Raw genomic sequence first — 23,203 nt, 5'->3', positions numbered from 1 at the left:
GCTCAGTCGCGGTGTGGTGCCGAAGTCAGACCGGCAGCGGCCGACAGCAGCGCGAGTGAGTACGCCGTTTTTTGCCAGATACGCACGCTCACTGTGCGTGGGAGGAGCCCGACCGGCGCCGACGCCGCCAGTCCGAGGCAAGCGTAACCAAACTCACGAACGAGACGCCTCGGCCCGAGAGTCCGCGTCAGGCCTCGCCTGTGCGCACTTCCCGTGATTGCCCCTGTTCGCCAAGCGCGCCGCACGTGATAGGAGACAGTCCACCGCTCCGGTGGGACGACCTCTGTGACAACAGCCTCATCGCACCAGACGTAACGGCCGCCGCGTGCGAATTGTCTGCAGAAGAAGTCACTGTCTTCGCCGCCGGTGCGTCCGAACTCATGACGGAACCAAGGCGGTTCTCCGAGTGTGGCGCGTCTCAGGAGCACGTTCCCGGTGCGCGCGTCGCGAGCCTCGACAACCTGCCCCGTACGCAGGCGTCGTCGTTGCGTGCTGTCGATCGACCGGAGCCAAGCGGGAGCGCCTTGCGGATAGGCAGGGACGACAGGCCCCAGCACACCGTCAGCACCCGAGGCCTTGAGCGTACCGAGCAGAGCAGACAGCCACAGGTCCGAGGGGCGCTCATCGTCGTCGATGAGCGCCAACAACGGTGCCGAGGTATGTGCGAGCGCGGTGTTGCGTGCCACCGAGATGTTGCGGGCCGGTTCGACAACGTACCGAACCCGGCATGTGGCCCGCGTCCGGAACGCCTTGACGGGGGCGCCGGCGGATCCGCTCCCGTCATTGTCGACGACCACGATCTCCAGGCTGTGACCGCCCGCGAGAGCTTGCGCATGGACGGCATCCAGCAGATCAGCCAACATGTCTGGCCGGCGGTAGGTACAGACGCAGACTGCGATCTCTGCAGACGACGATGTGGCGTGCTCGGAGGTCCGGCGAGGTTGGGGCGTTTCGCTCACAATTCTGTCGACCCGCTGACTGCGGCCCAGTTCGCTCCGCAGGTGTAGAGCCTTCCCGTAGACGTCGAGAACGGCCCGTGTTTTGCATATGCAGTTCTCGGGGGGGATTTCGGGATGCCCCTGGCGACACGATGAACACGACTTCTTGGATTTCTCTTCCGATCTCCGCCGTACTGTTCCTTCTGCCGGCATCTGGCCAGGCCGCCACTCATCTGGCTAGCAGTTGCAACAGGAGCGACGTGCAGTCCGCGGTTTCGACAGCTCGGACCGGAGACGAGGTCCGTATCCCTGCGGGCGCGTGCGCGTGGTCGGCATCCGTAACCACTGGCGGCAAGAGGATCTCCATTGCGGGCGCCGGCCAGTCGAGCACCACCATCACCGCCGTTTCGCTTGGCCAGGCGCTTTTCGTGATCGATGCCGATGGCGCCAGAATCAGTGGCATGACGCTCGGTGGTGGCGGCAGTATCAACGTGGGCTCGTTCCGTGACTGGCGACTCCACGCCTTGCGATTCAGTGGCAGCGCGGCCTTCACTGCCGTGTACATACGGGGTACCAACCCCACGCTGCATCCGCGGGGTGTCATCGATCATTGTGAGTTCCAGAACGGGCGCGTACTCGTGCATGGCTATGCAGGCGTCGGGGCGTCTGATTTGCGCAACACCACCCACTGGTTCGAGGCGCTTGGGCTAGGGTCCGGCGAAGCCGTGTTCGTGGAAACCAACACGTTCAATTTCACAACCTTCTACAACGCGTTCGACTGCGAGTACGCCGGTCGCATCGTGTTCAGGTACAACACGATCACGGATTCCTACCTCGAAGCGCATTCCGTTCAAGGGTTTGCGCGCGCGTGCCGCAAATGGGAGGTCTACAACAATACCATCCGCCAAGTGTCGCAGTCCATTTACCGGCCGATCTTCTTCCGCGGTGGCACTGGTGTGATCTTCGGTAACGTCGTGACCGGGACTTTCGGGGCACCGACCATTCACTTCGACAACGTTCGGACCTTCACCAACGCGGGGGGAGAAGTGGGGCAGTGCAATGGCAACTCGATCTGGGACGGCAATGCGGAATCGAACGGGTACCCGTGTCGCGACCAAATTGGAAGAGGTGCTGACGTTGCCATCTGGGAGAGTGCGCCCTACCCCACCCAGTCTCTCGAACCAGCGTACATTTGGAGTAACACGATCAACGGCAGTCCTCTCGGTGTGACCGTGATCAGCGGGTCGGCGGTCCACATCAAACCGAACCGAGACTACTACGTGAACGTCGGTGCGAAGCCAGACTACACGCCGTACACATATCCTCATCCGCTGACAACGCTGACCGCGCCCTCGAACCTGCGCTTCGTGCCTTGACGTTAGTTATAGTTAGTAGCTGCCCTGTCGAGACGCATGCCATCTGGACCGAATCGCGCTGAGAGAAGAGCGTAGCCCGGACGGCAGGCGATCGACGACGGGTTTGTGCAAGCCGAGACGTAGGCCGATCGTGCCTCGCATCGTCAAGGGCACGTAGTAGCGCGGCACGGCCACGCGCTTGAAGCCATTGTTCTCTTTGAAGTCTGCGAGAGTACTCTCTTGCTTCGAACCGTAGGCGTAGTGTCCGTATACAAGCTGACGCACGCCACGGTCGACGCTCACTTCAACGGCCTTCGCCAACAGCGCGTTGGTTGGCCGCATGTCCTGGTGTGATACGCGGGACAGGATCTGCATGAGCGCACAAACACCTGGTTCTATGTCGACCATCTTAATGAAACCTACGAATTCGTCACCAACCATGGCTGACAGGAACGTGCTCCGCTCCTGATATGTCGCGTTGTCTGCCCGAACGGTAGCGAGATCTTTTCCGTAGTGCCAGAACGGACGGCCTTGCCGCACGGGCACCTCGTTGTAGACGGCGTGGATTCCCGCGACGACCGTCTCCGAGAAGGGAGTCTCTCTCACGATGACGCCCTCGCGCTCGGCCCTGCGGATATGCTTGCGGACACTGCGGTTCACCCCCTCAAGCCATGCGTGGTACGTGTCGAACTCGGCGACCGCGAGCGACTCCCACTCTACTGGGTACTCGTAGCGCCGTTGAGGCTGAGGCAGGCGCTCGGCGAACGTGAACACGTCGGGGCACCACGGCGACGCTCTCAGCAGCGTCAGGATTTCCTCGTGGGGCGGCATGATGGTCGAGGGCTGCCAGAACTCGTCCACAATCTCGCCGATGTGCACGAGTCTCCCACGCGCCACCACGTGCACGCCCTCGCCAACGCCGATGGCGCGCCGGGACACGCGTGCGCCGCGATCGTTGACTTCGACGACCTGGTCGGCCCTCGAGGCTGGTGCCGTTGTCGCCCTCATTGGAGGAGCATCCGTCTCGCCACGACGAGAGTGAGAAGACTGTCAATCATAGAAGTGTGGTTACTACGGTCGGAGTAGAAGTCCTTGATCATCGACCTGACGCGATCACGGCTCACGCATGTCGGCAGGTCGGTCGAAGTGAGAGTCTCTCGCACATAGTCCTGCATCTCGTGACGGAGCAATGCTCTCAGGTGATAGAACTTGTGGTGTCCCAGCAGTCGTCTCTCCATGCCCAGCACATCACGGAGCCACGGAAACCGCGTAACGATGTTCGGCATCCCGTGACTCGCCAAGTATTCGGCCTTGAACGACGCCTCACCCCATGCGCGTCTCGCCCATCGCCTGGGTAACGACCCTGAGCCCAGCAATCCCCTGTCCGTCGACAGAGCGAGCAACGCGGGCCGAGTGGCACGCACGGTGTCAATGGACAGAGTGGTTCCGTTCAGCCCAATCGGTGCGCGATACGAGAGTGCGAGAAGATCGTTGTCGAGAAACGGAGACCGGGGGGTGACTCTTGAGGCCTCCACGGCAAACCGACCATAGCCGTGATGCGGAGCTTGTTCGAACGCGGCAAACGACACAGGGTGGCCAGAACCAAGCTCGGTGAATCTCTGTGCGGCCTCGCGTATCCGAGGAACCAGATCAGGACACAACGCCTCTGCGCGCGCACCATCGGCCGAAACCGCTCTCGCGCCACGCAAGATCTCGCTGCCGTAGTTGCCCGTGATTCTGACCGGGGCTACATGCCTCGCCAGGTCGTTGGCATATAGTTCGGCGGCGCCGGAGAGGCCAATGTATCCGTCGGACACCAGGATGGCGCGCTCGAACCAGTCCTCCACGTGTGTGACGAACTCATACCCGACGGTCAGGACGCTGAAGGGCTGACCACAGACTGCTGCCACGGTCCGCGCGATGCGTACATCGGACGGCTCTCTGAAAGGTCCGCTGAACGTGTAGCACGGCAGCCCATGCCCCGCGGCGGTGGCCGAGGCGAGAACCATACGGGAGTCCAAGCCGCCCGTCAGTGACAGTGCCGCACGTGCATCCCCAATCTGACGGGAGACGGCGCGTTCGAATGCAGCGGTGTACTCACGTGTGAAAGCCACACCGTCGAGCGGCTGCGACGCTTCCCACGCGGACCTGTCGAAATAGGACCTCCGAGTCTGACGTCCGTCAGGCTCGACGATTAGCAATGTTGCACCAGGAAGGATGGTGATACCTGCGAATAGCGACTGCACGCCGAGCGTGCACCCGCACAGGAGCATCTCCGCAATCCCCTGCTCGTCGAAATCACCTCGGCGCTGGCTCGTCTGAAGTAGGACGCTCGCCGTCGACGCGAAACGAATTCCAGCTCGTGTGTCCTGCAGAAAGACGCGCTGGATCCCGAACCTGTCCGTGAACAGCGCACTCCGACCTGTCTTCGGGTCGACAAGGACTCCCGCGAACGTGCCGTTCAACGTCTGCAGCGTTGCCTCGAGGCGGGCACGGTCATCTGTACACCAGGCGTGACACAGGCGCTCAACCCACGGGACGCAGTGCAGAGCCCCGTGGAACGGCTCGTCGACGAAGACTTGGCCCGCCACAACCACCACGACGTCGTCGCGGCGAACGACGAGAGGGTGTCCATTCGGAAAGGCGTCACCATGGCCTGACCAGCAGATATCAACCGGGACACCGTCCATGCGCAGCTGGTCGCCAGCGTGAAACGGCGCCTTGATCATCAACTGCAGCATCGCTGCGACTGTAGTCCCTTGACTCGTCGCAGCCACATCGCCAATGATTCCAGCGAGACCTGCCATCAGTAGATAAGATTACCTGGCCGCAGCGTTCCCAGCAGCAGCGTGAGGGCTCGATACGTTGTCGCCTGCGCCCAGTGCAGCATCGGAGCCCTTGCCTTGATGAGCGGATACGCTCGATAGTAGAAGTGGCCATCTCGGTCCTGCATGTTGTCGATCGTCCACCTGGCGACTCGCGCGCTCAGCTCGCGGCACGCAGGGTCGCGGTGCGCGAACCTGGAAAGTGTCTCGATCGACTGGGCGGCGCACTGCGAATCGATGGGTTGCGTTCGGTTGTGGTAGTACCGCGGACAACCGTTCGCCTCAAAAAAGTGGTCTTTGTAGAACCGGAGGCCGCGCTGCACTGCCTGCCCGAACTCTGCACTCCCCGTACTGGCAGCGTAACAGTCGAGTGCGTCCAGGTTGTATCCGGTGTGGAAATTGTCGATCCAGTGGTACTTCTCCTCTTCGGCGTACCACCATGCTCCGTCCTCGCGCTGGCGACTGCAGCTGTAGAGCATGGCGCTCCGTGCCACATCCAGGTGCTCGGCGCTGCCGAGGATTGCCCCGGTTCTCGCGAGCAGGGCAGCGCCCAGCATGTTGGCGTTGTGGATCGACTCCTGCTCGATCATGTGGTAGCTGAGACAGGTGCCCGTCGCCGTTTTCTCACGGGGCAGGGCGAGAACCCACTGGCATGCGCTCCGGGCAATCTCCAGGTATCGTTCGTCCCTTAGAGTCTCGTAGCCGTCAAGGAAGGCCTGGCCGATGAGCGCCGTCCACACGATGATGGACTCGTCCTTCGAGTAGCGGCCGCCGCGACTCGCGAAGTCGAAGTGGTTCGCCCACGAGAACTGCTCGAATCGAGGGGACTTGTGAGCGATGAGCCAGTCGAGACACTGCCGGGCACGCTCTGCGTACGACGCATCACCAGTCACCTGATACATGGTGATGTAGCCGGCAGCCATGTAGCCGCGGCCCTTGGTTGACGGCAGCGGCTTGATGCCGATCCAGGGACGGAGGTTGATCGGGCTCTGGCGAACCGCCTGCATCAGCAGGCGGTCCAGAAACAGGCTGCCGCCGGTCAGACGTCGCAACGGCGAGGACAAGCCGTCGAACGGCTCGTACGCCATGTAGTCGTGCGCCTCGACCCAGTGCTCGACGGCCTTGAGGCTCGTGTACACGGGGTCTGCGGCACCATCGCCGCGCGGGCCCTCCGCCAGAGAGGGGCCGTCGGTCTTCTGCACAGTTGAGTTCGTCACTTGCCGCCTGGCAATCGCAGTGCCGCTCGCAAGCGGGTCAGCTGCTCTTGTTGATTGAATCGCATCAGCTCATCCGACACGGAACGGGGAGCGCGTGTCAGCCACGCCGACGCGTACCCGAGAAGGAGTGCGCCGCCACCCGTGAGGAAAGGTCGCCTTGTCATCTGATACGCGGCCCGGAACATCTGCCAGAGCGGGTGTCCGCCAAGCGCATGGTCCTTTCGGCCGTGGCGATAGAGGGCACGCAGTTGCCCGCGCCTCGCCCCCGTGCCCATGGCGCGGTGATGCTGGCACGTGCGCTCGGTGAACGTCCGCGTCGTCCACCCGCGCATCCGTGCCGTGGTCACGGCCACCCAGTCGATGCCGCCGCCTTCGATGGGAACGTAGCCACCGATCTCGTTCCAGCATTCCCGCCGGAACAACTGGCACGCGCCGGACACGTGCGCAACGTTGGTGTAGCGGTAGTCGTACTGCACGCCCTCTTCCACGAACGGCGTGCCGGCGACTCCGAGACGGGGATCCTCGGCGAACTTGTCGAGGAGAAACGCAAAATAGTCAGAGTCGAACGAAATATCCGCATCGAGGTTCGCAACAACGTCGAGGTCGAGACCTTCGAGCCTGGCGTAACCCGCATCGAAGGCACCGACCTTCGCGGCGAACGTGCGCTGGCGACCAGCGGGCAGGCGGATCAGTTCGATCCACGAGTACTTGTCTGCGTACGCTTGCACGAGTTCCGCGGTGTCGTCGGTCGAGCCGTCGTCCACGACAACCCAGCGCTCCGGCGGAACCGTCTGGCCGGCCATCGACGCGAGCGTGTGATCGATGTATCCGCTTTCGTTTCTGGCAGGTGTGACGACGGCGTAGCGAAGCACGACTCAGAGCGCATTCCGGAGCGCTGCGACCACATGGTCAATCTGGCCGGACGTCAATTCACCGAACATCGGAAGCGACAGGATCTCGCTCGACGCCCTGACGGACTCGGGGAAGTCATCAGCCTCGTGATTGAGGTGCCTGTAGGCGCCGAGCCGCGGCAACGCGATCGGGTAGTGAATGCCCGTCTCCACGCCGGCACCCTTGAGCGTCTCCTGGATCGCGGAGCGACGCTCCGCAGGAACGCGCACCACGTAGAGGTGATAGACGGCCTGTACGTCGTCGAGCGTTCGCGGCGTGACGATACCACTGCCGGCAAGAGCCCTGTCGTAGTGCGCCGCATTGGCGCGTCGCGCGGCGGTCCAGGCCGGCATGTGCGGGAGCTTCACGCCGAGCACCGCCGCCTGCAGTCCGTCGAGGCGACTGTTGACACCCTCCACGTCGTGGTCGTACTTCGCCGTCCTCCCGTGGTTGGCCAGGCGCCGCACTCGAATGGCCCACTCCTCATCGTTGGTCACGACGGCCCCAGCGTCTCCGTAAGCTCCGAGATTCTTCCCGGGGTAAAAGCTGTAGGACGTGAGATCGGCCAACGTGGCGATCGGCTGCCCCTTGTACAAGGCTCCGTGGGCCTGGGCCGCGTCGGCAATCACGAACAAGCCGTGCTTGCGTGCGATCGTGCGGATCGGCTCGAGATCGGCGGGCTGGCCGTACAAATGAACGGGGACGAGCGCTCGCGTGCGCGGCGTGATGCGCTCCTCAAGCCTGGACACATCGATGTTGTACGTACGCGGATCGATGTCCACGAACACCACGCTCGCGCCTGCCATCGTGATGGCTTCGGACGTGGCGATGAAGCTGTTCGCGGGAGCAATCACCTCGTCCCCGGGGCCGACGCCAACAGCGCGGAGGGCCAGAGCGAGAGAGTCCGTCCCGTTGCCGACACCGACACAATGATCGACACCGCAATAGCGCGCGAACGCGTTCTCGAATGCCTTGACGAACGGACCACCGATGAAGGCCGTGGTGGCGAGGACCTCGGCCATCACCGCGTCGATCTCCGGCTTGATCGACGCGTACTGGGCTTTGAGGTCCACGAACGGAACGTGCAGTTGCACCTGGCTGGTAGGCATTGATTGACTCCTGGTCACGCCTGGTCCGGCATCGCGTACGGAAGATTGGCCACGCGATTGACGATGCGCGCGGGGTTGCCGACGACAACGGCGCCCGCCGGGACATCGTGGACAACGACGGCGCCGGCACCGACGACCGCGCCCTCGCCGATCTCGACGCCCGGCAGCAGCGTCGCGTTGGCGCCGATCTTCGCGCCGCGTCTGACGACAGGCCCCTTCAGTGAGTCCTTGACGCCAGGGGCCTGCGGATACCGCGCGTTGGTCAGCACGACGTTGGGCCCGATCCAGCAGTCGTCTTCGAGAACCGAGTACTCGGGTACGAAGGCCTGCGTATGGATGCGCACGCGATCGCCGATGCTGACGTGATGCTCGACGACAGACAGCGTGCCGATGCTGACGTCCGCACCAATCGTGTTGGACTCCCGGATGTTGACCTTGTTGCCGGTCTGGAAGTTCGCCCCGATCACGTTCCCCGCATAGATGACGGCGTGCGAGCGAATCACGGCGCGATCACCGATTCGCGTGACCAATTCGCCTTCGGCGTGCCCTCGAGGCGGCACGCCGATGAGGCAGAACTCTTCGATCTCGCATCCGAGACCCAGGTCGACGTTCGCCATGACCTTGCTCGTCGTCACGATTGCACCACGCGAGTAGCAGCCGGTGAAGCACCACCGACGAGGTCTTCATAGAAGGACACAAGAGCCGGGCCCTGCCGGTCCCAACCGTATCGATCGAGTATCGTCCTCGCGGCGGCGGCCTGCGTCGTACGACGAGTGACATCCGCGTGCAGCCGCTCGATCGCATCAGCCATGGACCCGACGTCCTCGGGTTCGAAGTACGACACCATGTCCGGCGAGAAGTAGTGCTCGATGGTGCGCAACCGCGGCACGACGGCGGGAATGCCGAGTGCCGTGTACTCGAGCAGCTTGACCGGCAGCATGAGTTCACCGGCAGGGGAACGCCGGTTCCCGACGACACCCACATCCATGGCGGCAAGCCTGCCTGGCAACTCCTCGAGTCGATAGCCCTGTGGCTTGAACTCCACTCGGTCGTCTACACCCAGGTGGGAGGCCAGACGCGAGAACGCCTCGAGATCGTCACCGCCTCCCCACAGGTGGAGCTTCAGGCCGGGTACTCGGGTGCGCAGCGTGTGCACGGCACGAATCACCAGGTCCACGCCAAGGCGCTCGGCCATCGTGCCGTGATAGACGAGGTTGAATGTGTCACGCTCGCTCGAGTGTGTGCCCTCGACCCTCGTGAAGATCCGAGGATCGGGCACGTTCATCGACACGAACGCCTTGTCTTCCCGAAGGCCGCGAGACACCAGCGCATCCCTCTGCGGATGGTTCACGCAGATGACGCGATGCGCCGGGAACATCCCCAGCCGTTCTTCGAGGCACAGCAGCCACCAGCGCCAGGCACTGCCGGAGAACTTGCTGGAAAACGTCTCGGGAATGGAGTCGTGGATATCGAGGATGACCTTCGATCCGCGCCAGCGCGGGACGAGACCAGCAAACGTGAGCAGATCGGGAAGGTTGTGACAATGGACGACGTCCAGTCGTTCGCGTCGTCCAAGACGTGCGCACGCGACGGACGCCGCGGCCAGAAAGCGGCCGTACGACGCGGCGTAGGCAAGTCCGCTCTTGCCGCGGTACTTCGGCACGTCGAGTTCGCACACCTCCACGCCTGCCAGTTCGTAGCGACGGGGTTCCGCCCCGGCGCGATTGCAGAAGCACACCACCCTGAATCCAGCGGCTGCCAGCGTCTCCGCTTCTCGGCGGACGCGAGCGTCCGTCACATACAGCGTGTACACCACCATCGCAACGGTCGGCGTCGGACCTGTCACGACAGCGATATCCCGATGCCATGTGCCGACGTCAAATCACTGCTCGCGCGGCCCGATGGCGTATCGACGGCGACCAACAGCCCTGGCACCGGGTCTTCTCCCGCACCGGGGTCAACGCTGATTGAATCGTCCGCGCGCCTTGCGAATGAGACGCCGCGGCGTTTGCGGAACCACGCCGCGGCGTCGCGAGCTGTCGCGTACCACGGTTGGTGGCCATCCAGTTCCGACAGCAGCGCGTCATACGCGCGCGTCCACAACCGTTCGGGAACCAGACTGCGATCGTGCCAATTGACAACGACCGTTCCGCCCTCTTGTGCTGCGCGCGACACCATCGGAAGGCACCTGGCAACCCCCTCGTCCTGCGCGAGACCCAGGCGATCCGGGTAGAAGAGCGCCGTATCCATCACGTGAAGGGGCAGCTCGAGGAGCGACGCACATCCAGGCGGCGTGAACGCTTGCGCGGTGCCCGCCCGATATCCGACGGTCTCGTTGTACCCGCACGTCGAGTCGTAGGAGAAACCCGCGACATCGAGATGCGCCGGCGACTCCGCGTCGAAGTACAACCAGTGCATGCGTACGCCAGACACAGGTGACTGCGACGCTGACTCCACCCGCTGACGCTCGGTCATCGCCTGCGCGTGGCCCTGCCACGCGTCGAGGCCGTGCAGCGCCACTTCGTGTCCGGCCTCGGTACACGTCACGAGTTCGCGCGAGACGTCGGCGGCTTCGTATCGCACTGCGCGCGTGGGCCGTGGCTTGCCATCCGGTGATTGACCCGCATGATCGCGACGAGGCACGACAAAGTAGGTCGCGCGCCGTGGCGCATCCCGGTGACGATAGGCCTCGAACGGCCGCCATGGATCCTGCGAGGCTCCGCAATGGACGAACGGCAGCGAGGCGACCGACCTCATGTTCCTTCCCGCTTCCGCCATCGTCCGACGACCCGTGAACACGTCGCGCACGCTCCCGACAGTTCCGCGTGCGATGAACCCTCCAACGGTGCGATCGAAACCGTGGCGTCGAATGCCCGCAAAATCGATGTCGTGCGTGAGACAGCAGATGAACGGATACCCCGCCGGATGCGGCGGTACTTCGACAAAAGACAGGCCGTGTGCGCGAAGCCTCGTGCGCAGATGATCAATGTGCAGATCGAGAGCAGGCAATCCGGCGCGCTCTACCGGCTGGCCGCGGGCAAGCAGATGGCTGACCTCGCCGAAGAGGTCGTAGCCAATGCGCTCGCAGACAGTGCCATCCAGTCGCGTGATGTAGGAAAGTCCATGCTCCGACGTTGCGGCGGCACTCTCTCGCGAGGGATCGAAACGGCAGGAACGTCCATACAGGACGGCGCGCGAGGCCGCGAGTTCGATGTCACGCGGCCCGTCGCACACGATCGCTGGCACGCCCAGACGTGTGTCCATGGGCAGCACACGGCCGCCGAACTGCAGAACAAGGCGCGCGCCGGTCGGTGCGGCTTCCCCCGTTGCGAGAACCACGGGGTAGGCACGACCGGGCACCGCCGGCTCCCATGGTGTCTTGAACAGCTCGAAGAACTCGCGCACAGCAGGCATTTCGTGCGACTCGGCTGCGACTCCTATCATCGGTAGGTCAAAGGGTCGCTGCAACTCCGGTGGCTGCCAGAGCGCCTGCCACTCTTTCCTGCTGCGCGCTCGTCAGCCCCGGGAACATCGGCAGCGACAGGATCTCCTTCGCGGCCTTTTCCGTCACGGGCAGCGCGCCTTCCGCGTAACCCCACTCGCGATAGCACTTCTGCAGGTGGACAGGCAGCGGGTAGTGGAGGCCCGTGTGTACGCCCTGTGCCTTGAGGTGCTCGGCGAGCGCGTCGCGGTGGGGGTGGCGGATCACGTAGAGGTGATAGATGCCGCGGCTGTCGTCGGGTTCGTACGGCAGCGTGATGTCCGGGACGCCGGCGAGGAGCTCGGCGTAGCGCGCGGCGGATTCGCGGCGCTGGTCGTTCCAGGCCGCAAGGCGCCGCAGCTTGATGCGGAGGAAGCCGGCCTGGATCGCGTCGAGGCGGCCGTTCCAGCCTTCGAGGTCGTGGTAGTACTTCTGCGCCTGGCCGTGCTCGCGCAGCATGCGGATCGTTGCGGCCACGTCGGCATCGTCTGTGGTCACCGCGCCCGCTTCGCCGCACGCGCCGAGGTTCTTGCCCGGGTAGAAGCTGAACGCGGCGGCCCTGCCGAACGAGCCGGCGCGGCGCCACGTGCCGTCGCTCATGCGACGCGCGGCGCCCTGCGCCTGCGCGGCGTCTTCCACAACGATGAGACCGTAGCGCTCGGCGATCGCCTGGATCGCCTCGATGTCCACCACCTGGCCGTAGAGATGGACAGGCACCACGGCGCGAATCGGCTTCCCTGTGCGCTGGCCGACCGGACGGCCGGTGGCCGCGTCCGTGGCGCACGCGGCGAGGTACGCCTCGAGTGCGTCGGGACTCATGCCGTACGTGCGCGCGTCGATGTCCACGAACTCGGTCTCGGCGCCCGCCTGGCTGATCGCTTCCGTCGTCGCGATGAATGTGTGCGACACGGTGACCACCGCGTCGCCCTTCCCCACGCCCGCGCCCATCAGCGCGAAGCGCACGGCGTCGGTGCCGTTGGCCACGCCCACACAGTATCTGCTGCCGCAGAACTCGGCGAACTCGCGTTCGAACGCCTCCACCTGCGCGCCGCCGATGAAGGCGGCGGAGCGGAGGGCCTGGCGGAACGAGTCGACGAGCTCGTCTTCCAGTTCGCGGTGGGGGGTGATCAGATCGAGGAACGGAACGGGTGTGGACATGAGGGCTTACGGCTCAGGGGCAGAAGCGCGTGGCTACGACCTACGGAAAAGGAGAAAGATCAGCCGAGGTGGCGGTACAGTACTCGGCCAGACATGTCGAACAGTGGGTCCGGCAGGCGAACCAGAGTTGCACGAGCGGCTCTCGCCAGAAGGCTCGCGTCTTTCGTGACGGTGCCCGGTGCCCGGTGCCCCGTGCCCGGAATCCGGTGGTACGTCAGCACTTTCTGCTCTGCGCCGAGGTGGTTCTTGAAGGCGATGAGGCCTGGCTGATCGAAGTTCGATCGACCGAGGTCCAGAGTCTCGATGCCGTCGGCGTGGGCCTGCTGGATCACGCGCCAGAAGAGGAACGGCATGCCGCCCAGCGCGTGATCGCGGGCGTCGGATCCGCCGTACTTGTAGACCAGCGTGCGTGCGAAGCGCAGCGTGACGATCGCGGCGATCGCCCTGCCCGCCTTGCGCGCCACGTGGACGGTGAACGCGTCGGCGCACCTGTGCGCGAGCGCGCGGAACCACGCGATCGGCTGCGGCGGCACGCCGTGACGACGACGGGTGAGGCGGAGGAGGCCGAAGAACGTGGCGATGAGCGCGTCGGACCTGCCGCTCTCGTAAGACAGCGCTTCCCGTTCCGCACGACGAATCGCGCGGCGCGTGCTCGACGCGTGGAAGCCCGCGAAGACCCGGTCCAGCGGGCGCGACAGGTCGAGCGCGTGGATCGCGTACGACGAGGCGGCGGGCCAGCCGCACGCCACTGTCAACGGCCTCGCCTCGGCGCTGCGCCACTGGCCGTCTTCCATCCGCCGACGCAGTCCCGCGTACAGCGCCTCGGCATCCCCGTCCTTCCGCACGAGCGGATCGCAGTGATCGGAGAACGGCAGGGCCACGAGGCGTTTCGCCCACCAGGTGCGCACGCGGCACGCCACGAGGCCATCGTCGAGTGCACCATCTCCGGTTGTCGTCAGCACGAACGGTTCGTATCCGTATGTGTCGCGCAGCGCACGAAGCCACGCGGGTGAATGGAAGACCGTTGCACGCGGATGATGCTCGATGAACGCCGCCCAGCGCGGGTCGTCCAGTGGATCCATCACGTGGACGCTCGTCATGCGGCCTGCGTCATGCGGCGCGGCGGGCGCGCTCCACGTCGTACACCACGCGGCCGTGCTCCTCGAGCCGGGCGTGCGCCACGCGGGCCCTGTCGCTGCCGGGGCCGCGTACGCGCCACCCGTTGCCGTCGGAGACGAGCGTCATCCCCTGCCGCTGTCGCCACCATTGGTCGACGCCGGCGGGCGGGGCGATCCACAGACCCTGCTCCTCGCGCAACTGCGTGAGCCGCGCCAGCAACTGCTCGTACACGGCGAGCGCGCGCGGCGCCGTCAGGTAGTCGGGGTGCGCGATGAACGACGCGAGCCCATGCTGGGCGAGCACGAGATCGAGCTGCTCGTCCCACAACCGCGTCGAATAGTCGTCGAGCACGTGGAACACCGTGTAGTCCTGCGCCATCGTCAGCGGCAGTTCGAGCACGTGCCCGTTGAAGTAGGGCATCACCGTGCAGCAGCCGCCACGCTGGGGTTCGAGATGCGCCACGTTCGGCACAGACATGTCGTAGGCGATGTCCAGCTTCGCCAACCAGTCCTGCCGGCGATACATCGCGCCAGACCTGAACCCGCGGCTCCCGAACTCGCGGCCCCGCGCGTTGATGGTGGCCGCGTGCTTCAGGAAGCGCTCACGCTCCTTGAAGAGACCGCCATCGTGCGTGAGGTCGTGGACGTTGACCTCGAAGCCGCGCGACCGGAGACGCTCGACCAGCGCGCGCGTCGCCTCGCGCGATCCACGATTGGGCGGCGGGTCCGGCACCACCTGGAACGAAGACGGGATGCCGTATCGCGCATCAACGTCCATGAGCCGATCGCAGAACGCCGTTCCCGCGATGCCCTCGACGTCGTGCGTCATCATCGCGCAGCCCGGTGCGCCGTCGGGCCAGAACCAGATGAACGGGAAGTCGTTCACCGCACCGTGCGCGAGCGAGAGGCGCACCGCCTCGCGCATCACCGCGTCCACCGCGGTCTCCACGGGCCACCGCGGGAAGGGCGTGTTGCGCCAACCCTGCCAGTGCAGCCGCTGGAGGTGCTTGCGGAAGGCCACCGGCATCAGCGGCCGGAACAGGTAGTACAACGCGCGGATCGCGCTCGGCGACGACACGTCGCGGATCGCACGCTGCGCTTCCGGATACAGCTCGTGCCGCAGGTTCGCCACCACTTCCGCGATGTCCAACGGTGCCGCCGCCAGATCGGACGCCTGCCCGATCGCCGCGCCCACGTCCGTCAACGCGCCCGTCGGCGTGGCCGACGCCGATCCCGCCTTCTGCCTGCCATACGCGATGGCATCGCCGAACCTGAAATACCCGGCGGCGGAGGGAAGATCGCCTGCCGCGCGGAAGGCGGCATGCGTCTCGGGACAGCGGAAGTATTCGACCAGCGGATGCACGATCAGGCCAGGGCCACGACCCTGCCTTGCGCGTCGAGTGAGCGGTCCGCCGCTTCGAGCAGGCGTACCACGCGCAGGCCGGCGACGCCGTCGTTGAACGGCGTGGCACCGTTGCCGATGCATTCGAGGAAGTAGCCGAGTTCCGCCGTGAGCGCCTCGGTCTGCGGCACCTTCGGCGACCACACGTCGCCGGAGCGGTAACTCACGAGCAGGTTGTGGATTCCTTCGGCGCCGGTCACCGTGACGCCCTTGTCGTAGATCTTCAGCTTCTCGTCCACTTCGACGTCGTCCCACACCAGCATCTTGTCGCGCCCCCCGATCATGGTCGTGCGCACCTTCACCGGCGAGAGCCAGTTGACGTTGACGTGCGCGATGACGTTGTCGGGAAAGTACACGGTGACGAATGCGATGTCCGCGTGCTGGCCGAAGTGCGTGCTGCCCGTGGCGACCACGGCTTCGGGGTCCTTCCCGATCAGGTGATCCATGATCGAGAGGTCGTGCGGGGCGAGGTCCCAGATCACGCTGACGTCGTGCTGGAAGAGTCCGAGGTTAATGCGCGACGAGTCGAAGTAGAGCAGCGGGCCGAGCGCACCGGCGTCCACCAGTTCCTTGATCTTCCGCACGGCGCCCGTGAAGAGGAACGTGTGGTCCACCATGATGCGGAGGTTTCTCCGATCCGCGATCGCGATGAGCTCTTCGGCCTGCTCGGACGTCGTCGTGAAGGGCTTCTCCACGAACACGTGCTTGCCCTGGAGGAGCGCGGCCTTCGCGAGCTCGTAGTGCGTCCACACGGGGGTGATGATCGCCACGGCGTCGATGGTCGCGTCGGCGATCACGTCGGCCGAATCGGTGGTGACGCGGATGGCCGGATACAGCTTCTGCACCCGGGCGAGAGCCTTCGGGTTGCTGTCGCAGACCGACACCACCTCGCAGCCGTCGAGGCCCACGAGGTTGCGCACGATGTTGGGGCCCCAGTAGCCGTAGCCAATCACGCCTATGCGAATCATTGTGTTCTTTGCGGTATCGATGCAGCCGCCGGATTTCATCCGGCGGGCGGAGATCACTGACCGTCGGACAAGTCCGACGGCTACACCTTACGGGTCGATGGGGCGCAGGATGCGGGCGGGGTTGCCGGCCACGATCGTGCGGGGGGGGACGTCTCTCGTGACCACGCTGCCGGCGCCGACGATGGCGTCCTCGCCGATGGTGAGGCGCGGCAGGACGGTGACGCCGGAGCCGATGGAAGCCCCGCGCTTCACCAGCGTCGGCTCCACCGTCCAGTCGGCTTCCGTCTGGAGCTCGCCGTCGGCTGTCGTGGCGCGAGGGAAGACGTCGTTGGTGAACGTCACGCCGTGCCCGATGAAGACGTTGTCCTCGATGGTCACGCCTTCGCAGATGAACGTGTGGCTCGAGATCTTGCAGCGCCTGCCGACGGTGACGCCCTTCTGGATCTCGACGCAGGCCCCGATCTTCGTCTCGTCGCCGATCGCGCAGCCGTACAGGTTGATGAACTTCGAGAGCCTGACGTCCTTGCCCAGCTTCACGTCAGGTGCAATCGCGAGATACGGCGACTGCTCCATCAGGCGGCCCCCTTCACCATCGCGAACGGCGTGGCGGCGAGGATCTTCAGGTCGCCCCACAGCGTGCGCGTGCGCGCGTACTGCAGGTCCATGCGTACCATCTCGTCGAACGTGGTGCGGCTGCGGCCGTTGACCTGCCAGAGCCCCGTGATCCCGGGCTTGGCTTCGAGCACGCGGCGGCGGTGCCAGGGCTGGTACATGTCCACCTCCGACGGCAGCGGCGGGCGCGGGCCCACGAGCGACATCTCTCCCCGCAGCACGTTGAAGAACTGCGGCAGTTCGTCGAGGCTCGTCTTGCGCAGCACGTTGCCCACCGGCGTGATCCGCGGATCGTTGGTGAGCTTGTAGACGACGCCATCCTTGCGCGGCTCCTTGCCGCTGGCGGTGATGAACCAGGTGACGTAGTCGTCGTGGACGGCATGACCGGCATCCACGCGCATGCTGCGGAACTTCAGCATCGTGAACGGCTCGCCACGCCTGCCGATGCGCGACTGGCGGAAGAGCGCGGGGCCCTTCGACGTCCACTTCACGAGCGCCCACGCCACCAGCATCACGGGCGAGAACAGGAGCAGCAGGGCGGCACTGCCCACCACGTCCAGTGCGCGCTTGGCGGCGGCGCTCGCCACATGCGCCCGTTCGGGCGCGAACGCGTCGAGCAACAGATCGACGGGAGGCAGCGCCGGACCTTCCGCGTCGAGCTCGAGTCCGTGGATGTACAGGCGCATCGAGACGACGCCGGACGCCGCCTCACCCAGGTGCTGCGACAGGTGACGACGCAGGTGGCGCATGACGCGCATGGCGCACGTCAAGGTGACGTCCGGCAGCAGGATGCCCAGGACGGCATCGGCTTCGAGCCAGCCCACCGCGTCCACGTCGCGACGCACGGCCGCCGCCGCACGAAGCACCGACGGCCACGGGGCGGAGCCGCGCGTGTGCGTCATGTCGAGCACGAGCACCGCGAACGGCGTGGCCGTGCGGTCGGCGCGCCGCCGCTCTCGCTGCACCGCGTCGACAAAGAGCGTCTCGCCCAGCACGTAAACGTCGCGCGTCCGGCGCCGCCGCGCCGCGATCGTCGCGGCAGGCACTCCGGTGAAGGTGAGTACCGTTGCGTTCATGCCGTACCCCGCTCCGCGATGTCGCGGTGAACCACACGCAACCTCAAGCTGGCCGCCACCGACGAGGGCAGCCGGCGCAGGAGTTCTTCGGTCACGCGTTTCTCGAGTTGCGCGATCTTGCTCTCGTCGATCGCGGGCAACGCCGTCAGTACCGCCGCGGCGATGCGATCCTGCTGGTACCAGCCGACCACGTCCGTATCTCGCAACACGCCACGCATGGCGTCGAACAGCCGCTCGGCCGTTGACGATGGGAAGGCGTCCGATTCGCCGGAGTCCGACTCCACGGTGGCCAGCAGCAACCGGATCGGCTGACACGCGCGCGCCGACCGCGCCTGCTCGATGGCGAGGAAGTAGCGGAACGTCTCCTCGTCGTACTCGCCGCTGCCGGTGGCGGCATCGAGGACGCGGATGGGTCTCGGTCTGGGTTGCACGGCCATGACTGTCAGTCCCGCGTGGGTCGGTCCATTCGGCGACGGCCCGTCACCGCGCGCCGGCGTTGTAGTAGGCACCGTAGTAGTCGTCGCCGCGAATCTCGGACGGGTCCGCGGCGTTGAGCACCACGCCCAGCACGCGTTCCGCGCCGAGCGCCTGCACGGCGTCCGACAGGTCGGGGAACCGCGTGACGCCGGCGCGCACCACGACGAGCGTGGCGTCCGCCGCTTCACTCACGATGCGCGCGTCGGCCAGGCCGGCGGCGGGCGGCGTGTCGATCAGCACCCAGTCGTAGCGCGACACGGCCTTCGCGATCAGGCGCGACAGCCGGCCCGACGCCAGATCGCCGACGGGATTCGGATTGGGGCGGCCGCCGGGGATGACCGTGAGCTGCTCTGTCACACGCACGCCGTCTGGCAACTGCTCCTCTTCGGCGGCGAGGGCCTCGGCGAGACCCTGCGCGCTCGGCGGGATGCGGAACAGCGTGTGCAGCGTCGGCCGGCGCAGGTCGGCGTCGACGAGCAGGACCTTGCGCCTGTATGAATCGCTCAACGTGAGCGCGAGGTTCGTGGCCACGTGGCTCTTGCCGTCGCCCGGTGCGGGCGACGTGATCACCAGGCTGCGCAGCACGCGCTCGCGCTGCGTGCGGTCGAGCAGCGCCGCCAGGTTGCGGAACTGTTCGAGCAGGGCTGGGGTGGCGTGCGTCGAGGCGACGAGACGCTCGGCGGTACCGGCGTCGAATCGCACGGGCACGGTCCTCGTTGGCGCATTCACAGTACGTATCTCCACAACTGCAACACCCAGGCGAGCCCGGCAATCGCCGCCAGGGTCGTCGCGCCGGCGAAGACTTCGACCAAGCGACCTCGTCTCCGGCTGGCGATGTCTTCGGCGCTCGTCACGTACGGCACTGTCACCAGCACGGGGATGTCGATGGCGCCGATGACGTCCGACTCGGAGCGCATCGTCGAGTCGCGAAGGAACATGAGGGCCACCAGGCCGAGCCCCACCGCCAGGCCGCCGGCGGTGGCCATCGCGTTGATGCGGCCGCGGTTCGGGCTGAACGGACGCTCCGGGACGCGCGGCGAGTCGAGGATGCGGAACTGTTCGCCGATCTGTCGCTGTTCGAGGCTGGCCGCCATCTTCGAGCTCTCGCTCTTGGCGAGCAGATCGCGATACGTGGCCTGCAGCGTGTCGTAGTCGCGCGTGAGGGCCACCCATTCCGACTCCACGCCGGGCACGGCTTCGAGACGGGACTGGTAGCTCGCGACGAGCGCGCGCATCCGCTGCTCCTCGGTGGTCTTGAAGGCAATCTGCCTGTTGAGGCTCTCGATCTCGGCGCGCTGCTCGCGCAGCTTGTCGCGCCGGCGAGCCTCCTCGGGAGACACGGGGCGATCCGCGATGGCGCCGTCGGGCGACACGGGACGCTGGAGCGAGGCGGTCTCCACCTGCTTCTCGAGCTCCTCGATCGCGCGCCGCATGCGCGTGATGTCGGGATGTTTGTCGCTCAACCGGAGCTCCATCTGCGCGAGCGTCTGTCGTGCCGCTTCGAGACGACGCGCGGGAGTGGCATCGACGGGCAGCGCGCCGGACGCGGGGTCCGGTGCCACGGCACCGTCCTGCGGGGCCTGCGCCTCGGCGGTCGACTCGTTGTAGAGCCGTTCGAGGATCAGCTTCCTGTCGGTGTCGCGCGCGAGCGACTCCACCATGGCCTGGAGCGACATCTGCGCGTTCTGGATCGCCTGCATGTTGGCCTGCGTCTGCGTGGGCAGGCTGCCGGCGTTGCGTTCGCGGAAGGTCTTGAGGCGCTGCTCCTGCTGCTCGAGGCGCGTGCGCGCATCGTTCATCTGCGCTTCGAGGAACGCGCTCGTCTGGTCGGCCTGCGTGCCGCGCTCACGCGCGTTCGTGTCGATGAAGAAGCTGGCGAGCTTCTCCACCACCTTCTGCGTGGTGCCGGCGTCCTCGTAGTCGAACGACACGCGGAAGGCCTCCGACTCGTTGCGCCGCGCCGACGCGTTGCGCTCCACGACCGGTGCGATGGAGATGCGCGTGCGCATCAACTCGACCACGTCTTCGAGCGGCTTGCTCGCGCGCTCCTCGGGGAACAGCGAGAAGTCGGTGATCAGCTTCTCGAGTTGCGTGCGGCTCAGCACCTGCTGCCCGATGGCACGCAGCCTGTCTTCCACGCGCTCGGTGACAGTGGCGTTGACGTAGCTTTCCGGCACGCGCTGCGGGACGATCTGGATGAGCGCGTCGGAGCGATAGAGGCTCGGCGCCCAGCGCGAGTAGAGGAGCCCGCCGATCATGCCGAGCAGCGTCGGGGCGATGAGGAGCCACCGCCAGCGGCGCAGCAGGAACAGGACCGCGTGAGGCGAGAGTTGTCGTCCTGGAAGCATGAGGATGGACTACGGCATTGCCGCGCGCGCCGCGCGTGGAGCCGGCGGTCGCTTGAGCGGCAGCATGAATGTGAGTCCCACTCGAACGGAGTTTCTGCCGTATTCCGAGGGGAAGCCCGCCGGCAACGCCGCGGGATTCGAGAACGTGTGTTTGTAATACCCGTAGCTGGCCGTGATCCCCACCGACTGCGAGAGGAGCACGCGCAGTTGCGCGCCGGCGCCGTAGACGTCGAGTCCCATCGATTCGCCCGCCGCTGTCGGCGTCTGCCAGTTCGCGTACGTGGTGTGGAGCGCGAGGCTGGTACGCGCGCCGAGCGCCATCGTCACGTTGGCGGACACCGTGTCCGTGGCGTAGACATCATCGGTGACGCCCTGGAGGAGGTTCGTCTCACGGCGATACGTGGCCTCGAAGGCGGTGTTGTCCGAGAGCGGCACCGTGAGGCTCGCACTGCCGACAGGCAGCCATGCGGCGTACGGCGCGCGCTCGGCAAACGTCTGCGCTTGGACGTACGCCGCACCGCCCGTCACGTTCCAGCGCACGAGACGCCTGCCGCGATCGACGCCGTGCTCCACGTCGAGCCCGCCTTCCAGGCGCTGGGTTCGCATCGATCGCGATTCACGGCGGGAGCCGTCGCGCGCCGTGCCGTCGTACGACGTCTGCGCGCGGCTGTAGTCGACGCGCGTCCGCAGTCCCGCGCTCACCGTGTGGGCGAACGAGGCTCCCGCGGTATGGGTGGTGCTGTCGCCGAACCAGGCCACGCGCGGTGTCTCTTCGTCGGTGCCCGTGTCATCGTCCAGGAACGACTGCCTGCCGAACGTGTAAGAGAACGACAGCGAATCGCGGCGGCCGAGGTGTGTCTCCATGGTCGCGCCGGCCCGCGACGTCAGCGTGCGACGCTCGAAGATGCCTGTCGCCGGCGTGGCCGGCGTGACGTCAGGCGGAAGTGGCGTGCCCGCCGAGCCGGGGTTGAACGCGTTGAAGAAGGGCTCGTAGCCGAGACGGGCGTCGCCGCTGAGCGTGACGCGGCGGCTCGGCGCGGTGCGGCCGCCGATGTTGGCCGAGGCGCCGGCCGCCGGGCCGTCGAGATAGCCGGGATAGACCATCACGCTGCCCGACGTGCCGAGGTTCAACTGGTGATAGGTGTTGCCGCGCACGTACGCCAGCGATGCGTCGGCGCTGCCCGTGTTGCCGCTGGCCATCGCGCGCGGCGAGATCCCGACGCCGCTGCCCAGACCGGCGGTGAGGTTGTCGTCGTACCCCGCCTGGATGTTTCCCGTGAACGTGACCGTTTCGCGAACGGGCCCGCCGCTGCGCGGCGCGTTCGTGTCGCTGATCTCGCGGCGCGGCGGCGCGGGCTTGTCGCGACGCGACCGGCGCGACGTGCGCGGCTGCCGGCCTTCGCGCGGTGGCGGTGCCGGTTCGGCCTGCGCGGGCTGCGTGCCCGTGGCGGGCGGCTGTGGCGCCGGTGCGGGCTGTTCGGGCTGCGGCGTGGCGGGTGCCTGCCGTGCGTCCGCAACCGGGACGGCGATGGCCAGTACCAGGCACGCGGCGCGAACGAGATGAGCTGTCACTGACGGGTCAGGGGTTGCTTACGACTGTTGCGTGCGTGCGAGGGCTACTTCGCGGGCACCACGACCGTGTCGCCGGGCAGCAGCGTGATGTTCTGCTCCATCTTGCGACCCCTGGTGATGTCCTTGTAGGCGAACGGGAACGTCCGCGTCCTGCCGTTCTCGACGCGCAGGACGGAGATCGCGTTGGCGTTGGCGAACTCGCCCACGCCGCCGGCCAGTGCGATGAGTTGCATCACCGTGGTGGTGGACCCGAGCGGATACGCGCCCGGCCGTGCGACTTCGCCGGTGATGAACACCTTGCGGCTGTTCATCGTGCGTACGACGACGGTGACGGATGCGTCGGTGATGAAGTCGCGCAGCGCGGTCTGGATGTTGTCTGCGAGAGCGGCGGGCGTGAGGCCCGCGGCCTGGACGTCGCGGATGAGCGGCAGCGTGATCATGCCGTCGGCGCGTACCACGACGTCGCCGCTCACGTCTGCCTCGCGCCACACCAGGATCCCGAGCACGTCCTCGGGCCCGATGACGAAGCTGCCCTGGTCTGCGGCCCCTGCCGGTGCGGGCGCATCCGGTTGTGCCGACGGGGCTTGTGCGAGCGCCGGGGCGGCTGCCGAGACGTTGACGAACACCGCTCCGGCGAGCACCGCCAGAAGTACCAA

Annotated in this window: 21 protein-coding genes; 1 reads left to right on the top strand and 20 read right to left on the bottom strand. The window is 66.2% G+C overall.

The features are described 5' to 3' along the window. Positions 1-2 precede the first annotated feature (2 nt). Entirely contained in the window at positions 3-863 is an 861-nt protein-coding gene (locus tag IT182_14590) for a glycosyltransferase (GenBank protein MCC6164575.1), read from the bottom strand. Positions 864-1,090: 227 nt separating this feature from the next. Between IT182_14590 and IT182_14585 the strand changes: the two genes are divergently transcribed. Then, positions 1,091-2,314: a hypothetical protein gene (locus IT182_14585; GenBank protein ID MCC6164574.1), complete on the top strand. Its 1,224-nt coding sequence runs from the start codon at positions 1,091-1,093 to the stop codon at positions 2,312-2,314. 12 nt (positions 2,315-2,326) lie between these two features. Here the strand turns inward: IT182_14585 and IT182_14580 are convergent, their stop codons facing one another. From IT182_14580 to IT182_14490, 19 genes are all read right to left on the bottom strand, one after another. After that, positions 2,327-3,301, bottom strand: a complete 975-nt coding sequence (locus IT182_14580) for a hypothetical protein (GenBank protein ID MCC6164573.1) — start codon at positions 3,299-3,301, stop codon at positions 2,327-2,329. Continuing rightward, positions 3,298-5,034 carry a hypothetical protein gene (locus IT182_14575; protein ID MCC6164572.1) on the bottom strand — a complete coding sequence of 579 codons (1,737 nt, stop codon included), beginning with the start codon at positions 5,032-5,034 and terminating at the stop codon, positions 3,298-3,300. The genes IT182_14580 and IT182_14575 overlap by 4 nt, the downstream gene beginning before the upstream one ends. Positions 5,035-5,099: 65 nt before the next feature. Continuing rightward, the gene (locus IT182_14570; protein ID MCC6164571.1) at positions 5,100-6,335 is read right to left on the bottom strand and encodes a hypothetical protein; all 1,236 of its coding nucleotides are present in this window, start codon (positions 6,333-6,335) and stop codon (positions 5,100-5,102) included. Then, positions 6,332-7,207 carry a glycosyltransferase family 2 protein gene (locus tag IT182_14565; protein ID MCC6164570.1) on the bottom strand — a complete coding sequence of 292 codons (876 nt, stop codon included), beginning with the start codon at positions 7,205-7,207 and terminating at the stop codon, positions 6,332-6,334. The genes IT182_14570 and IT182_14565 overlap by 4 nt, the downstream gene beginning before the upstream one ends. A 3-nt stretch (positions 7,208-7,210) precedes the next feature. Continuing rightward, positions 7,211-8,314, bottom strand: a complete 1,104-nt coding sequence (locus IT182_14560; protein MCC6164569.1) for a DegT/DnrJ/EryC1/StrS family aminotransferase — start codon at positions 8,312-8,314, stop codon at positions 7,211-7,213. A 35-nt stretch (positions 8,315-8,349) separates the two neighbouring features. Further along, entirely contained in the window at positions 8,350-8,952 is a 603-nt protein-coding gene (locus IT182_14555; protein ID MCC6164568.1) for a transferase, read from the bottom strand. 14 nt (positions 8,953-8,966) lie between these two features. Continuing rightward, entirely contained in the window at positions 8,967-10,181 is a 1,215-nt protein-coding gene (locus IT182_14550) for a glycosyltransferase family 4 protein (GenBank protein ID MCC6164567.1), read from the bottom strand. Next, positions 10,178-11,749 (bottom strand): hypothetical protein, encoded by a 1,572-nt coding sequence (locus tag IT182_14545; protein MCC6164566.1) that lies wholly within the window; start codon positions 11,747-11,749, stop codon positions 10,178-10,180. The genes IT182_14550 and IT182_14545 overlap by 4 nt, the downstream gene beginning before the upstream one ends. A 37-nt stretch (positions 11,750-11,786) precedes the next feature. Then, positions 11,787-12,974 (bottom strand): DegT/DnrJ/EryC1/StrS family aminotransferase, encoded by a 1,188-nt coding sequence (locus IT182_14540; GenBank protein ID MCC6164565.1) that lies wholly within the window; start codon positions 12,972-12,974, stop codon positions 11,787-11,789. 59 nt (positions 12,975-13,033) lie between these two features. Continuing rightward, entirely contained in the window at positions 13,034-14,074 is a 1,041-nt protein-coding gene (locus tag IT182_14535) for a GNAT family N-acetyltransferase (GenBank protein MCC6164564.1), read from the bottom strand. A gap of 10 nt (positions 14,075-14,084) precedes the next feature. Continuing rightward, positions 14,085-15,455 (bottom strand): hypothetical protein, encoded by a 1,371-nt coding sequence (locus IT182_14530; GenBank protein ID MCC6164563.1) that lies wholly within the window; start codon positions 15,453-15,455, stop codon positions 14,085-14,087. A 2-nt stretch (positions 15,456-15,457) separates the two neighbouring features. Further along, positions 15,458-16,462 (bottom strand): Gfo/Idh/MocA family oxidoreductase, encoded by a 1,005-nt coding sequence (locus IT182_14525; GenBank protein MCC6164562.1) that lies wholly within the window; start codon positions 16,460-16,462, stop codon positions 15,458-15,460. Positions 16,463-16,549: 87 nt separating this feature from the next. Further along, positions 16,550-17,035 carry an N-acetyltransferase gene (locus IT182_14520; protein MCC6164561.1) on the bottom strand — a complete coding sequence of 162 codons (486 nt, stop codon included), beginning with the start codon at positions 17,033-17,035 and terminating at the stop codon, positions 16,550-16,552. Beyond that, positions 17,035-18,150, bottom strand: coding sequence for a sugar transferase (locus IT182_14515; protein ID MCC6164560.1), 1,116 nt, complete (start codon positions 18,148-18,150; stop codon positions 17,035-17,037). Before IT182_14515 ends, IT182_14520 begins: the two co-directional genes overlap by 1 nt. Beyond that, positions 18,147-18,587, bottom strand: a complete 441-nt coding sequence (locus IT182_14510; protein MCC6164559.1) for a hypothetical protein — start codon at positions 18,585-18,587, stop codon at positions 18,147-18,149. The genes IT182_14515 and IT182_14510 overlap by 4 nt, the downstream gene beginning before the upstream one ends. A gap of 43 nt (positions 18,588-18,630) precedes the next feature. Further along, positions 18,631-19,329, bottom strand: a complete 699-nt coding sequence (locus IT182_14505; GenBank protein ID MCC6164558.1) for a CpsD/CapB family tyrosine-protein kinase — start codon at positions 19,327-19,329, stop codon at positions 18,631-18,633. Positions 19,330-19,352: 23 nt separating this feature from the next. Continuing rightward, on the bottom strand, positions 19,353-20,975 hold the full coding sequence (locus IT182_14500) for a hypothetical protein (protein MCC6164557.1): 1,623 nt from the start codon (positions 20,973-20,975) through the stop codon (positions 19,353-19,355). Positions 20,976-20,984: 9 nt separating this feature from the next. Next, the gene (locus IT182_14495) at positions 20,985-22,547 is read right to left on the bottom strand and encodes a hypothetical protein (protein MCC6164556.1); all 1,563 of its coding nucleotides are present in this window, start codon (positions 22,545-22,547) and stop codon (positions 20,985-20,987) included. A gap of 44 nt (positions 22,548-22,591) precedes the next feature. Then, entirely contained in the window at positions 22,592-23,188 is a 597-nt protein-coding gene (locus IT182_14490) for a polysaccharide biosynthesis/export family protein (GenBank protein ID MCC6164555.1), read from the bottom strand. Between the last annotated feature and the right edge of the window lie 15 nt (positions 23,189-23,203).

It is taken from the genome of Acidobacteriota bacterium, from assembly GCA_020845575.1.
Taxonomy (GTDB): Bacteria; Acidobacteriota; Vicinamibacteria; order Vicinamibacterales; family Vicinamibacteraceae; genus Luteitalea.
This window is presented reverse-complemented; position numbering and strand designations above follow the sequence as displayed.

Coding starts and splice junctions, on each gene's coding strand:
- IT182_14590 (MCC6164575.1), bottom strand. CDS start 863: ATGTTGGCTGATCTGCTGGATGCCGTCCATGCGCAAGCTCTCGCGGGC.
- IT182_14585 (MCC6164574.1), top strand. CDS start 1,091: ATGAACACGACTTCTTGGATTTCTCTTCCGATCTCCGCCGTACTGTTC.
- IT182_14580 (MCC6164573.1), bottom strand. CDS start 3,301: ATGAGGGCGACAACGGCACCAGCCTCGAGGGCCGACCAGGTCGTCGAA.
- IT182_14575 (MCC6164572.1), bottom strand. CDS start 5,034: ATGCTGCAGTTGATGATCAAGGCGCCGTTTCACGCTGGCGACCAGCTG.
- IT182_14555 (MCC6164568.1), bottom strand. CDS start 8,952: ATGGCGAACGTCGACCTGGGTCTCGGATGCGAGATCGAAGAGTTCTGC.
- IT182_14545 (MCC6164566.1), bottom strand. CDS start 11,749: ATGCCTGCTGTGCGCGAGTTCTTCGAGCTGTTCAAGACACCATGGGAG.
- IT182_14540 (MCC6164565.1), bottom strand. CDS start 12,974: ATGTCCACACCCGTTCCGTTCCTCGATCTGATCACCCCCCACCGCGAA.
- IT182_14535 (MCC6164564.1), bottom strand. CDS start 14,074: ATGACGAGCGTCCACGTGATGGATCCACTGGACGACCCGCGCTGGGCG.
- IT182_14525 (MCC6164562.1), bottom strand. CDS start 16,462: ATGATTCGCATAGGCGTGATTGGCTACGGCTACTGGGGCCCCAACATC.
- IT182_14520 (MCC6164561.1), bottom strand. CDS start 17,035: ATGGAGCAGTCGCCGTATCTCGCGATTGCACCTGACGTGAAGCTGGGC.
- IT182_14515 (MCC6164560.1), bottom strand. CDS start 18,150: ATGAACGCAACGGTACTCACCTTCACCGGAGTGCCTGCCGCGACGATC.
- IT182_14510 (MCC6164559.1), bottom strand. CDS start 18,587: ATGGCCGTGCAACCCAGACCGAGACCCATCCGCGTCCTCGATGCCGCC.
- IT182_14500 (MCC6164557.1), bottom strand. CDS start 20,975: ATGCTTCCAGGACGACAACTCTCGCCTCACGCGGTCCTGTTCCTGCTG.